The sequence below is a fragment of the Streptomyces sp. NPDC050448 genome (assembly GCF_040655295.1).
Lineage (GTDB): Bacteria > Actinomycetota > Actinomycetes > Streptomycetales > Streptomycetaceae > Streptomyces.
Map to the genome: position 1 here is coordinate 1 of NZ_JBFAJR010000028.1, position 13,037 is coordinate 13,037.

12 protein-coding genes and 1 pseudogene are annotated in these 13,037 nt (G+C 71.8%); 8 read left to right on the plus strand and 5 right to left on the minus strand.

Features of this window, described 5'->3' with window-relative positions; all coding sequences use genetic code 11:
- The 5 genes and pseudogenes from AB0I68_RS27550 to AB0I68_RS27570 form a co-directional block, all read right to left on the minus strand.
- Positions 1-166: pseudogene (locus AB0I68_RS27550) on the minus strand (2-oxoacid:ferredoxin oxidoreductase subunit beta); the annotation flags it as partial.
- Complete coding sequence (locus AB0I68_RS27555; protein ID WP_363180072.1) at positions 159-2,102, minus strand: 2-oxoacid:acceptor oxidoreductase subunit alpha; 1,944 nt, start codon at positions 2,100-2,102, stop codon at positions 159-161. The gene AB0I68_RS27555 and the pseudogene AB0I68_RS27550, both read right to left, overlap by 8 nt.
- A 271-nt stretch (positions 2,103-2,373) precedes the next feature.
- Positions 2,374-3,033, minus strand: a complete 660-nt coding sequence (locus tag AB0I68_RS27560) for a response regulator transcription factor (protein ID WP_030161942.1) — start codon at positions 3,031-3,033, stop codon at positions 2,374-2,376.
- 151 nt (positions 3,034-3,184) lie between these two features.
- Complete coding sequence (locus AB0I68_RS27565) at positions 3,185-4,483, minus strand: sensor domain-containing protein (RefSeq protein ID WP_363180073.1); 1,299 nt, start codon at positions 4,481-4,483, stop codon at positions 3,185-3,187.
- A 415-nt stretch (positions 4,484-4,898) separates the two neighbouring features.
- A complete protein-coding gene (locus AB0I68_RS27570) occupies positions 4,899-6,095 on the minus strand; it encodes a sensor domain-containing protein (protein ID WP_363180074.1) in 1,197 nt (398 codons plus the stop codon).
- A gap of 147 nt (positions 6,096-6,242) precedes the next feature.
- Between AB0I68_RS27570 and AB0I68_RS27575 the strand changes: the two genes are divergently transcribed.
- The 8 genes from AB0I68_RS27575 to AB0I68_RS27610 are packed head-to-tail and all read left to right on the plus strand — an operon-like array spanning position 6,243 to position 13,036.
- A complete protein-coding gene (locus AB0I68_RS27575; protein ID WP_363180075.1) occupies positions 6,243-6,650 on the plus strand; it encodes an NADH-quinone oxidoreductase subunit A in 408 nt (135 codons plus the stop codon).
- A complete protein-coding gene (locus AB0I68_RS27580) occupies positions 6,641-7,249 on the plus strand; it encodes an NADH-quinone oxidoreductase subunit B family protein (RefSeq protein ID WP_363180076.1) in 609 nt (202 codons plus the stop codon). Before AB0I68_RS27575 ends, AB0I68_RS27580 begins: the two co-directional genes overlap by 10 nt.
- Positions 7,246-8,532 carry an NADH-quinone oxidoreductase subunit C gene (locus AB0I68_RS27585; RefSeq protein ID WP_363180077.1) on the plus strand — a complete coding sequence of 429 codons (1,287 nt, stop codon included), beginning with the start codon at positions 7,246-7,248 and terminating at the stop codon, positions 8,530-8,532. The genes AB0I68_RS27580 and AB0I68_RS27585 overlap by 4 nt, the downstream gene beginning before the upstream one ends.
- Positions 8,529-9,488, plus strand: coding sequence for a complex I subunit 1 family protein (locus AB0I68_RS27590; RefSeq protein WP_363180078.1), 960 nt, complete (start codon positions 8,529-8,531; stop codon positions 9,486-9,488). The genes AB0I68_RS27585 and AB0I68_RS27590 overlap by 4 nt, the downstream gene beginning before the upstream one ends.
- The gene (locus AB0I68_RS27595; protein WP_363180079.1) at positions 9,488-10,096 is read left to right on the plus strand and encodes an NADH-quinone oxidoreductase subunit I; all 609 of its coding nucleotides are present in this window, start codon (positions 9,488-9,490) and stop codon (positions 10,094-10,096) included. Before AB0I68_RS27590 ends, AB0I68_RS27595 begins: the two co-directional genes overlap by 1 nt.
- Complete coding sequence (locus AB0I68_RS27600) at positions 10,093-10,689, plus strand: NADH-quinone oxidoreductase subunit J (RefSeq protein WP_363180080.1); 597 nt, start codon at positions 10,093-10,095, stop codon at positions 10,687-10,689. The genes AB0I68_RS27595 and AB0I68_RS27600 overlap by 4 nt, the downstream gene beginning before the upstream one ends.
- Positions 10,689-11,039, plus strand: a complete 351-nt coding sequence (gene nuoK, locus AB0I68_RS27605; protein ID WP_363180081.1) for an NADH-quinone oxidoreductase subunit NuoK — start codon at positions 10,689-10,691, stop codon at positions 11,037-11,039. Before AB0I68_RS27600 ends, nuoK begins: the two co-directional genes overlap by 1 nt.
- Positions 11,036-13,036: an NADH-quinone oxidoreductase subunit L gene (locus tag AB0I68_RS27610; protein WP_363180082.1), complete on the plus strand. Its 2,001-nt coding sequence runs from the start codon at positions 11,036-11,038 to the stop codon at positions 13,034-13,036. The genes nuoK and AB0I68_RS27610 overlap by 4 nt, the downstream gene beginning before the upstream one ends.
- The last annotated feature ends 1 nt before the right edge of the window (position 13,037 follow it).

Here is a 13,037-nt window from a genome sequence, read left to right on the forward strand (position 1 = left end):
GTCCGAGCTCGGGCATGAAGCCCTGGACGGCCGCGAGCACCGCGTAGTCGCCGCAGCCGGGGCACCAGCGGACCTCCTGGTCCGACTTGAAGTCCTTCATGGACTGCTTGGCGTCCGCCTTGGGGACCAGCGAGAGCAGGTGGGGGGCGTCGGTCACCTCAGTCATTGATGGCCTCCTCGAGAACCTTCGCGAGCTGCTCAGCCTTGAACGGCATTCCGTTGACCTGGGTGTACGACTGGGCGTCGACCAGGTACTTGGCCCGGATCAGGGTGGCGAGCTGCCCGAGGTTCATCTCCGGCACCACTACCTTGTCGTAACGCTTCAGGACCTCCCCGAGATTCCTCGGGAAGGGGTTCAGGTGGCGCAGGTGGGTCTGTGCGACGGGTGCGCCGGCTTGGCGCAGACGGCGGACGGCGGCCGTGATCGGGCCGTAGGTGGAGCCCCAGCCGAGCACGAGGGTGCGGGCGTGGTCGGGGTCGTCGACGTCGAGGTCGGGGACCTCGATGCCGTCGATCTTGGCCTGGCGGGCGCGGACCATGAAGTCGTGGTTGGCCGGGTCGTACGAGATGTTGCCCGTGCCGTCCTGCTTCTCGATGCCGCCGATCCGGTGCTCCAGACCGGGCGTCCCGGGGACCGCCCACGGGCGGGCCAGCGTCTGCGGATCGCGCTTGTACGGCCAGAACACCTCGGTGCCGTCCGCGAGCGTGTGGTTGGGCCCGGAGGCGAACTGCACCTTCAGGTCCGGAAGGTCGGCGACGTCCGGGATCCGCCACGGCTCGGAGCCGTTCGCGAGGTAGCCGTCGGAGAGCAGGAACACCGGGGTGCGGTACGTCAGCGCGATCCGGGCCGCGTCCAGGGCCGCGTCGAAGCAGTCGGCCGGGGTGCGCGGGGCGACGATCGGGACCGGTGCCTCGCCGTTGCGCCCGTACATCGCCTGGAGCAGGTCCGCCTGCTCGGTCTTGGTCGGCAGGCCGGTGGAGGGGCCGCCGCGCTGGATGTCCACGATCAGCAGCGGCAGCTCGAGGGAGACCGCGAGGCCGATCGTCTCGGACTTCAGCGCCACGCCCGGGCCGGAAGTCGTGGTCACGCCGAGCGAGCCGCCGAAGGCCGCGCCGAGCGCCGCGCCGATGCCGGCGATCTCGTCCTCCGCCTGGAACGTGCGCACGCCGAAGTTCTTGTGCTTGCTCAGCTCGTGCAGGATGTCCGAGGCCGGGGTGATCGGGTACGAGCCCAGGTAGAGCGGCAGGTCGGCCTGCCGGCCCGCCGCGATCAGCCCGTAGGACAGGGCCAGGTTCCCGGAGATGTTGCGGTACGTGCCGGTCGGGAAGGCGCGGGTCGCCGGGGCCACCTCGTAGGAGACCGCGAAGTCCTCCGTCGTCTCGCCGAAGTTCCAGCCCGCCCGGAAGGCGGCCACGTTCGCCTCGGCGATGGCGGGCTTCTTCGCGAACTTCTGCCGCAGGAAGCTCTCCGTGCCCTCGGTGGGCCGGTGGTACATCCAGCTCAGCAGCCCCAGCGCGAACATGTTCTTGCTGCGCTCGGCCTCCTTGCGGGAGAGCCCGAAGTCCTTCAGCGCCTCGACCGTGAGGGTGGTCAGCGGCACCGGGTGGATGCTGTAGGCGCCGAGCGAGCCGTCTTCCAGCGGTGAGGTCTCGTAGCCCACCTTGGCCATCGGGCGCTTGGTGAATTCATCGGTATTGATGATGATCTCGGCGCCGCGCGGCACATCCGCGATGTTCGCCTTCAGCGCTGCCGGATTCATCGCCACCAGTACGTTCGGGGCGTCGCCCGGCGTCAGGATGTCGTGGTCGGCGAAATGCAGCTGGAACGAGGAGACGCCCGGCAGGGTGCCGGCAGGGGCGCGGATCTCGGCCGGGAAGTTCGGGAGTGTGGAGAGGTCGTTCCCGAAGGAGGCCGTCTCCGAGGTGAAGCGGTCACCGGTGAGCTGCATACCGTCACCCGAGTCACCCGCGAACCGGATGATCACCCGGTCGAGGCGGCGTACTTCCTTGCCGCTCGGGCCCTGGGGCGTCCGTTGTTCGCCGACTACAGTCCCTTCGGCCCCGTCGGCATGTTCGGCTGGGCTACTGACCTGGCTGGTCACTGAACTGGACCTCCTTCGAGGCTTGGCGTTCCCGCTCCCAAGGTCAACCCTACGTCGGTAGGAGTGGCCTCCTCAGGGGACGCTCATATTCTGGACCGCCGTCTGCGGCGGTCTGTCGAGAGAATTCCGTGAGATTCCGAGAGATTCCGAGAGATTCCGGGAATGCGTGCCGTGCAGAAATAGTGCGAGCCCCCAGCGGCCAGATGCGGTACCGCCGCACCTGACACAGTGTCAGTTGATCAAGGTTTTGATCAATGCCCGGGTTCCTCGGTCAAGAACGCAGGTAGGTGAGAACGGCCAGGACTCGCCGGTGGTCCCCGTCGCTCGGGGACAGCCCGAGCTTCATGAAGATGTTGCTGACGTGCTTCTCCACCGCTCCGTCGCTGACCACGAGCTGTTTGGCCACGGCCGAGTTGGTCCGGCCCTCGGCCATCAGGCCCAGCACCTCGCGCTCGCGCGGGGTCAGCCCCGCCAGCACGTCCTGCTTCCGGCTGCGGCCGAGCAGCTGGGCGACCACCTCGGGGTCCAGGGCGGTCCCGCCCCGGGCCACGCGTACGACGGCGTCCAGGAATTCCCGTACGTCGGCCACCCGGTCCTTGAGCAGATACCCCACCCCGGTACTGGAACCGGCCAGCAGTTCGGTGGCGTACTGCTCCTCCACGTACTGCGACAGCACGAGCACGCCTATCCCGGGATGCTCGCGGCGCAGCCGTACGGCGGCCCGTACGCCTTCGTCGGTGTGCGTCGGCGGCATCCGTACGTCGGCCACCACCACATCCGGCAGCGCATCCTCGGCCGCCAGCTCCGCCACCGTCTTGATCAGGGCTTCCGCGTCCCCGACGCCGGCCACGACGTCATGCCCCCGGTCGGTGAGCAACCGGGTCAGGCCCTCACGCAGCAGCACTGAATCCTCGGCGATGACCACCCGCACCCTGTTTTCCACGATCCAGCAGCTCCCGCGTCCACACGTTCCCCGATGTCCCTGACCCGGCCAAGCATCCCAGCCTCGAGGGCGGATGCGGGCGAGACCGGCCAAGGCGCGGCCGCGGGAGCCGATGCCGGTGGAACCGGAAGCGCCCGGTCTACCTGGGACGCCAGGGGAGCTCGGCGGTGACGGTGGTGCCGCTGCCGGCGGGCGAATCGACGACGAGCACCCCGTCCACGGCGTCCAGCCGCTCGGCGAGCCCGGCCAGCCCGGTGCCCGTGCCGCCGGTGCCCGTGCCGCCGGTGATCGCGCCGCCGCGCCCGTCGTCCGCGACCTGGATCAGCAGCCGGTCCCCGGATTTCCACACGTCCACACCCGCGGTACGGGCCCCGGAGTGCTTGCTGACGTTCTGCAGCAGCTCCGAGACGGTGAAGTAGGCGATCCCCTCGACGGCGGAGGCCGGCCGGTCCGGAAGATCCACGGACACCCGCACCGGCACCGCGCACCGGGAGGCCACGGACGACAGTGCCGCGTCCAGACCGCGGTCCGTCAGTACGGCCGGGTGAATCCCGCGGGCCAGGTCGCGCAGCTCCTGGAGTGCGATCTTCACCTCTCCGTGCGCCTCGTCCACCATCCGGGCGGCGGCGCGGGGATCCTCGGCGAGCTTCTCCTTCGCCAGGCCCAGGTCCATGGCCAGCGCCACCAGGCGGGCCTGCGCGCCGTCGTGCAGATCCCGCTCGATGCGCCGCAGGTCGGCGGCGGCGGTGTCGACGACGGCCCCGCGGTCGGACTCCAGCTCCGTGACGCGGTGGTCGAGGCGCGACGGCCCGAGCAGCCCGGCGACGAGGACGCGGTCGACGGTGGTGAGGGCCCGCACCACCCAGGGCGTGGCCAGGGTGAACCCGAGCCCGACCAGGCAGGTGAGGGCGATCTCGAGGGGCGAATCGAGGTAGAAGGTGTAGTCGTCGTTCTGGAACAGCTGCAGCCCGGGCCAGTCGGTGTAGGCCGGGAAGACCCAGAACCAGACCGGGTACAGCAGCAAGGCCCATCCGTACGCCCAGAACACCAGTGCCACGGTGAAGGCGAACAGCGCCCACGGGAGGTGGACCACCGAGTACAGCGCGTGCCGCCAGGCGCTGCCGCTCCTGAGCAGCGCCCCCATGGCGGCGAGCGGACCCCGCGTCTTCGCCCGGACGGGCGCGGGCTCGGCGATGTCGACCCCGAGCAGGCCGCGCACCCGGGCCCGTTCGACCCTTCCGAATCCGCGGCACATGGCGAGCACCCCGGCGAGCACCGGGATCCCGATGAAGGTGACGAGCAGCCCGGCGCCGAGGCTGACGCCGGTGATCGCGAGCGAGAAGTACAGCAGGCTCAGCGGCAGCCCGAGCACCAGATACCCGAACTCCCGCCACGTCCGCCCCTCGACCGGAGCCCGCAGCACCCCACCGATCCCCATGATCCCGACCCGCCCTTCCGCGTTCCCATGACCCACCCCAACCCTCCCGCCCCGACCCGCCCGAAACCATCGGGCGGGTCGGCCTCTCGACAGGGGGGATAACCCCACCCCGCTCCCGCCGGAAGCCGCCCCGCAGCGCCGGCCGCGGGCCGCCCCCGCCGCTCCCGCGAAGGCCCCTCCCGGCCCGCGCACCCCGGCCAAGTCCAGCCCCGCCGGCGTTTGAGGCGAGGGGAGGATTCGGGGGCGGAGCCCACGGCCCCTCGGGGTCCGGGCAGCGCCCGGGGAACGGTGGAAGGGCGGGTAGGGGACCAGCCCCGCAGGGGGTCCACCCCAGGGCGGTGGGCCACACAAGCGGACGGAACCCCCGCCCACACCCCGGACGGGAGTCCCGATCAGCCAGGCCGAAGCCCCGGCATCAGCCGCGCCCGCGCCACGGCAACGCCGCCGTCACCACCGTCCCCTCCCCCTCGGGGGAGTCGACGACGAAGGCCCCGTCCACGGCATGCAGCCGCTCCGCCAGCCCCGCCAGCCCCGACCCGCCCACCGCATCGGCCCCGCCCCGCCCGTCATCCGACACCCGGATCGACAACCGCGCCCCCGGCTGCCCGTCCGCCCCCGTCCGCCACACCTCCACGCTCGCGCCCCGCGCCCCCGCATGCTTGCTCACGTTCTGCAGCAGCTCCGACACCGTGAAGTACGCGATCCCCTCAACGGCGGCCGCAGGCCGCTCCGGCAGATCCACCGCCACCTTCACCGGCACCACGCACCGCGACGCCACCGACGAGAGCGCCGCATCCAGCCCCCGGTCCGTCAGCACCGCCGGGTGGATCCCCCGCGCCAGGTCCCGCAGCTCCTGCAGCGCCAGCTTCACTTCCCCGTGCGCCTCGTCCACCATCGCCGCCGCCGAGTCCGGGTCCTCGAGCAGCTTCTCCTTGGCCAGGCCCAGCCCCATCGCCAGCGCCACCAGCCGCGCCTGCGCCCCGTCGTGCAGATCCCGCTCGATGCGCCGCATGTCGGCCGCCGCCGTGTCCACGACCACGCCCCGGTCGGACTCCAGCTCCGCGATCCGCCGCTCCAGCTCGTCCGAGGGCGAGAGCAGCCCTCGTACCATCAGCCGGTCCACGTTCGACAGCCAGCGCGACACGTACGGCAGCACCGGCCACAGCACCAGCAGCCCGACCAGCGCCACCGTGAAGGTCAGCACCCCCCACGGCATCCGAACCAGCTCGTACAGCACGGTCCGCCAGGCCACCGGGTCCTTCACGCCCGCCCACAGCCAGGGGAAGAACCCGCCGGCCCGCGGCCCCGGCAGCGGGGTCGGCTCGTCCACCCGTACGCCGAGCAGCGCGCGCGCCCTCGCCCGCTCCAGCCGTCCCAGCTGGCGAGACACGAGCAGACCACCTGCGAGCAGCGGAAGACCGATCGCGGTCACGGACAGGCCGCCCGCGGTCGCCACCATGGACACGGTGTAGACGAACCCGACGAGCGCGAGTGGAAGATTGCTCAGGAGATGGGCGATCTCCTTCCACGCCACGGCCCCCAGGGCCGGGCGTACGGGAGGGGGCCGGTCGTTGTCGGGACGCTGGTGGGAGACTTGAATGCGCGCGGTCATGCGCCCCAGCCTGCCAATATCGCCCCGCGGGTGCCATGGGGTAGCCGGGCCGCAGTAAACGGGGGATAACCCCACCCTGTGTGGACCAGGCCCTAGACTCCCGTCCGTACCAGATCATCGACAGTGGCCAAGGAGCGAGGAACGGACGTGCCCGACCCAACGGTATCGACCGTAACCGTGCTCGCGGCGGACTATTTCCGAAGTTATTCGGTCGTCGGCCTGCTGGCCCTCCTCGGTGTGCTCTTCGTCGCCGTCGCGTTCGGCGCGGGCCGCCTGCTGAGACCGGTCGTCCCGACCCCTGAGAAGCTGCTGACGTACGAATGCGGTGTGGACCCCGTCGGCGAGGGCTGGGCGCACACCCAGGTCCGCTACTACGTCTACGCGTTCCTCTACGTCATCTTCGCCGTCGACTCGATCTTCCTCTTCCCGTGGGCGACGGTGTTCGCCACCGCCGGTTACGGCGCCACGACGCTCGTGGAGATGTTCATCTTCCTGGGCTTCCTGGCCGTCGGCCTGCTCTACGCGTACAAGAAGGGCGTCCTCGAATGGACGTGACACCGGCCGGGACGTCGGCCGAGCCCCAGCTGCTCCCCGAGCCCAAGCGGCTGGGAGTCCTCTCCCGCCTCGCCCCGGAGCCCATGAAGGTGGTCCTGAACTGGGGCCGCCGCTACAGCCTGTGGGTCTTCAACTTCGGCCTCGCCTGCTGCGCGATCGAGTTCATCGCCGCGTCGATGGCCCGGCACGACTTCATCCGGCTCGGCGTCATCCCCTTCGCGCCCGGCCCGCGCCAGGCGGACCTGATGATCGTCTCGGGCACGGTGACGGACAAGATGGCCCCCGCCGTGAAGCGGCTGTACGAGCAGATGCCGGAGCCGAAGTACGTCATCTCCTTCGGCGCCTGCTCGAACTGCGGCGGGCCGTACTGGGACTCGTACTCGGTGACGAAGGGCGTCGACCAGATCATCCCGGTCGACGTCTACGTCCCCGGCTGCCCGCCGCGCCCGGAGGCGCTGCTGCAGGGCATCCTCAAGCTCCAGGAGAAGATCGCTCGGGAGTCGCTGGCGGACCGCTATGCCACCGAGCCGGGGCCCTCGGTCTCGCAGCTCACGAGCGGCCTGGTCACGCCCCCGCCGGTGCCGGGAGCGGGCGCATGAACCTCTACGACTCCCTCCCCGACGCCGCCGCGACGATCTTCGGCGCGGAGGCGGTGGCCGAGTACGCGTACGACGTCCTGACGGTCGACGTCCCGGTCGGCAGCTGGATCCCGGCGCTGGAGATCGCCCGGGACAAGCTGGGCTGCACGTACTTCGACTGGCTGAGCGCGGTGGACGAGCCGGGCACGGGCTTCCGGATCTGCGCCCACGTCGTCTCTCTCGAGAACCACCGCGTACGCCGCCTGCTCCTGCGGACGACGGTCCCGCACTCGGCGCCGTCCCTCCCGTCGGCGGTCGCGATCTACGCGGGCGCGGAATGGCACGAGCGGGAGACGTTCGAGATGTTCGGGGTGGTCTTCACCGACCACCCGCACCTGGTTCCCCTCCTCCTCCCGGAGGACTTCGAGGGGCACCCGCTGCGCAAGGACTTCGTGCTGGCCGCGCGCGTCGCGAAGGCCTGGCCGGGAGCCAAGGAACCGGGCGAGGCACACGACCCCGACGCCCCGAAGCGCCGCCAGATGCTCCCGCCGGGCGTCCCGGACCCCAACGACTGGGGCCCGCTCAAGGGCCAGCTCCCGCCGGCTCCCACCCGCCCGGCCCGCGCCGCCCGCGCCCCGCGCGAGGGCGCCCCGGTCCGCCGCACCCGCTCGGTGGCGGAAGGCTCGGCCACCCAGCCCCCGGAACCGGAGACCCCGCGCCCGGCGCGCCGTACCCGCTCGGTGGCGGAAGGCTCGGCGAGCCAGGCGCTCCCGTCGGCGGAAGCCGAAGCGACGCCGCAGCCCGAGCCCCCGCGCCCGGCGCGCCGTACCCGCTCGGTGACGGAAGGCTCGGCGAGCCAGGCGCTCCCGTCGGCGGAGCCCGAAGCTCCTTCGGCGGACCCGGCAGCGGGGGAGGTTCCCGCCGCGGGGGCTCCGGAGCCCACCACCCGGAAGCCGCCGGTCAGGCGAAGCGCGGACGCGCCCTGGCACAACCCGAAGCCCGCTTTCGACGAGCCCGCACCTGAGCTCGCACCCGCACCTGAGCTCGCACCCGAGCCCAAGCTCGCACCCGAGCCCAAGCCCGAGCCCGCACGCGAGCCCGAGCCGGCACCCGATCCGGCATCCGCACCCGAGCCCAAGCCGGCACCCGAGCCCAAGCCCGCACCCGAGCCCAAGCCCGCACGCGAGCCTGAGGTCGCACCCGAGCCCGAGCCGGCACCCGAGCCCGCGCCCAAGCCCGAGCCCGCCGCAGGCGAACCGGTCACTGATCCCGAGCCCACCCCCGACAACGGAGGCGACGCGTGAACGACGTGCTCGACGTCGCCCTGCGACTCATCGTCGTCTTCGCCGTCTTCCTCGTGCTCCCGCTCGTCGTCGGGCAGACCGAGCACAAGGTGATGGCGCACATGCAGGGCCGCCTCGGCCCCATGTACGCCGGCGGCTTCCACGGCTGGGCCCAGCTCGTCGCCGACGGCGTGAAGTTCGCGCAGAAGGAAGACGTCGTCCCGGCCAACGCCGACCGCCGCATCTTCCAGCTCGCCCCCGCCGTCGCCCTGCTCCCGTACCTCCTCGTCCTCGTCGCCATCCCCATCGGCCCGGGCGAGGGCGCGGTCGGCCAGGTCATCGACGCCGGGCTGTTCTTCGTGCTCGCCGTCATGGGCGTCGGCATCCTCGGCAGCCTGATGGCCGGCTGGGCCTCCGCCAACAAGTTCTCCCTGCTCGGCGGTCTGCGCACCGCCGCGCAGCTCCTCGCGTACGAGCTCCCCATGCTGCTCGCCGCCGCCTCCGTCGCCATGGCCGCCGGGACCGTGTCCCTCCCCGGCATCGTCGACGCCTTCCAGTGGTGGTGGCTGCCCTGGCAGATCACCGGCGCGCTCGTCTTCTTCACCGCCGGCCTCGCCGAACTCCAGCGGCCCCCCTTCGACATGCCCGTCGCCGACTCCGAGATCATCTTCGGCGCGTACACCGAGTACACCGGCCTGCGCTTCGCGCTGTTCCTGCTCGCCGAGTACGCCGGCATCGTCGTCCTCTGCGCCCTCACCACCGTCCTCTTCCTCGGCGGCTGGCACGGGCCGATCGCCGACGGCTGGGTCTGGACCCTCCTCAAGACCGCGGTCCTCGCCTTCGTCGTGATCTGGCTCCGCGTCAGCTACCCCCGGCTGCGCGAGGACCAGCTCCAGAAGCTCGCCTGGACCGCACTCATCCCGCTCGCGCTCGCCCAGATCGCGCTCACCGGCATCGTGAAGGTGGCGATCCAGTAATGCCCATCCCCGGATCCGGCCTCGCCAAGGGCCTCGCCGTCACCCTGCGCACGATGACGAAGCGCGCGCACACCGCCCAGTACCCCGAGGTGCAGCCCGAGCTCCCGCCCCGCACCCGCGGGGTCATCGGCCTGTTCGAGGAGAACTGCACGGTCTGCATGCTGTGCGCCCGCGAGTGCCCCGACTGGTGCATCTACATCGACTCCCACAAGGAGACGGTCCCGGCCGCCGCCCCCGGCGGCCGCGAGCGCAGCCGCAACGTCCTCGACCGCTTCGCCATCGACTTCTCGCTCTGCATGTACTGCGGCATCTGCATCGAGGTGTGCCCCTTCGACGCCCTCTTCTGGTCGCCGGAGTTCGAGTACGCGGAGACGGACATCCTCGAACTCACCCACGAGCGCGACAAGCTGCGCGAGTGGATGTGGACCGTCCCGGCACCGCCCTCCCTGGACCCGGCAGCCGAGGAGCCCAAGGAGATCGCCGCCGCCCGGAAGGCGGTGGAGAAGGCCGAGGCCGCCGCCGCCGCGGCAGCCGCCGCTGCCGCCGCGCCGGCCGAGCCCGCCGCGCCCGAGACCGACGCCCCGATCACCCCGGAGGGAGACGAGTGACCCCCGCAGCCACCGCCCTGGCCGCCACGGCGACGGGCAACGGGTTCCTCTCCCCGACCGGCGTCGAGATCGCCTTCGTCCTCGTCGGCCTCGCCACTCTCGGCGCGGCCGCGATCACGGTCGTCACCAAGCAGCTCGTGCACGCCGCTCTCTGGCTGGTCGTCGCGCTCGGCGGCATCGCCGTCGAGTACCTGCTGCTGACCGCCGAGTTCATCGCCTGGGTCCAAGTCCTGATCTACCTCGGTTCCGTGGTCGTCCTCCTCCTCTTCGGGCTGATGCTCACCAAGGCCCCCATCGGCCGCTCCCCGGACGCCGACTCGAACAACCGCTGGATCGCCCTCGGTGTCGCCCTCGTCGCGGCCACCGCGCTCGTCTGGGTCGTCGTCGACGCGTTCCGCACCACCTGGATCGACCTCGACGGCCCCGCCCAGGGCTCCACCAAGGTCTCCGGCGAGATCCTCTTCCAGCACTGGGTGCTGCCCTTCGAAGCGCTCTCCGTCCTCCTCCTCGCAGCCCTGATCGGCGCCATCGTGCTCTCCCGCAGGGACACCGCCGCCGGTGGGCCCGACGACAAGAAGGGGCAGCAGCGCTGATGCACCTCGCCTACCCCGCCGTGCTCGCGGCGCTCCTCTTCTGCACGGGCCTGTACGGAGTGCTCGCCCGCCGCAACGCCATCCTGGTCCTGATGTCCGTCGAGCTGATGCTCAACGCCGTCAACCTCAACCTGGTGACGTTCGACGTCTGGCTGCGCGACACCCTGCACGCCGGCCAGGCCCTCACCCTCTTCACCATCGCCATCGCCGCCGCCGAGATCGGCATCGGCCTCGCGATCGTGCTGATGGTGTACCGCAACCGCGGCACCTCGGACATCGACCGGCTGCGCGACACCGCCGAGGGCCACGAGCCCGCCCCGAACAACCAGAGCAGCGAGGTCATCGCGTGAGCACCACGACCCTCGCGGTCCTCGTCCCGCTCCTGCCCTTCCTGGGCGCGGTGGCGGGACTGCTGTTCGGCCGCAGCGCCCCCGGGTTCGTCCGGCCCCTCGCGGTGCTGCCGGTGCTGGCCTCGGCCGTGCTGGCCGTGCTCGTCGCCGTCCGCCAGGGCGGCGGCAAGCCGATCGTCACGTCGACCGAGCTGACCCCGACCGGCTCGGTGCCGATCGACCTCTCGCTCTACCTGAACGGCTTCGCCGTCCTGGTCGCCGTGCTGGTCGGCGTCGTCGCCACCTGCGTACAGCTCTACTCGACGGCGTACCTCCGCGAGGACCCGCGCTACCCGTCGTATGCCGCTCTGGTCTCACTGTTCACCTCCGCCATGCTGCTCGTCGTCTACTCCGGCGACCTGATGGTGCTGCTGGTCGGCTGGGAGGTCATGGGCATCTGCTCGTACTTCCTGGTCGGCCACTACTGGGAGACCGAGGCGGCCCGCTCCGCCTCCCTGAAGGCCTTCCTCGTCACCAAGCTGGGCGACGTCCCCTTCCTGATCGGCCTGTTCGCGCTCGCCGCCGACGCAGGCTCCTTCCAGATCCCCAAGGTCCTGGGCACCGTCGCCGCGGGCGGGCTCGACCACCCGACACTGATCGCGCTGCTCCTGCTCGCCGGAGTCGCGGGCAAGTCCGCGCAGTTCCCGCTGCACACCTGGCTTCCGGACGCCATGGCGGGCCCCACCCCGGTCTCCGCGCTGATCCACGCCGCGACGATGGTCGCCGCCGGTGTCTACTTCGTCGCCCGTCTCCTCCCGGTCTTCGCGGCCTCCCAGGCCGCACTGGTGGTCATGGCCGTCATGGCGGCCGTCACGATGGTCGGTTCCGGCCTCGCCGCCCTGGCCCAGGACGACATCAAGCGCGTACTCGCCTACTCCACGATCGGCCAGCTCGGCTACATGACCGGGGCCCTGGCCGTCGGCGACCGCAGCGCCGCCGTCTTCCACCTCCTGTCCCACGGCGCCTTCAAGGCGCTCCTGTTCCTCGGTGCGGGCGTGATCATCCACGCCGCCGGGACGAACTCCCTGGCCGCCATGTCCCGCATGGACGGCCTGGCCAAGCGCATCCCCGACGCCTTCTGGACCATGACGATCGCGCTGCTCGCGCTCGCCGCGATCCCGCCCTTCGCCGGCTTCTTCTCCAAGGAAGCCGTCCTCGCCGCCGCCGAGCGCGCCGCCGCCGGGCACTCGCAGTTCGCTCCCAGCTCCGCCGGCTGGGTCGTGCTCGTCGCCGGCGTGCTGACCGCCCTGCTCACCGCCGCCTACGCCACCCGGCTGTGGCTGATGGCCTTCCGCGGCCGGGGCGCCGCCGCCCCCGACCACGGCAAGGAGCCCGTCGCCATGACCGGCGTGCTGTGGCTGCTCGCGATCCCGACGATCGGCTTCGGCCTCGCCGCCGGGCCGATCGCCGACTGGTTCGACGGCAGGGCACTCACCCCGACGCTGACCACCTCCGTCCTCGGCACGGGAGCGGCCGCCGTCGGCGCGGTGCTGACGTACGCCCTGTGGCAGCGGGCCACGGCCAAGGCCCTCGCGGTCGGATACGGAGCCGGTGCGTCCGCGTCTGCCGCTGCCGCGGAGTCCGCCGCCGAGACCCCCGAGGTCGCCGAGGTCACCCACGACCACCCCGCCGTCCCGGCCGGCGCCGCCCCCGACCCCGGCCGGGCGCTGCTCGGCCCGCTGCACCGCCACGCGGCCGACGGCTTCCACCTCGACGCCGTCTACGACCGGCTGTTCGTCCGCCCCGTCCGCGCCGCCGCGAGCCTCGTCCGCTTCCTCGACCGCGAGGTCGTGGACACGTACGTCCGCGCCGCGGGCGCCGGCCCCCGGCTGCTCGGCAGCCTCGTGCGCCGGGCCCAGACCGGCAACGTGCAGAGCTACCTGAGCGCCCTGCTCGCCGGCGCCGTGGTCCTGGCGATCGCCACCGCCGTCCTCGCCAACGTCAACGCCGGATCGTGAG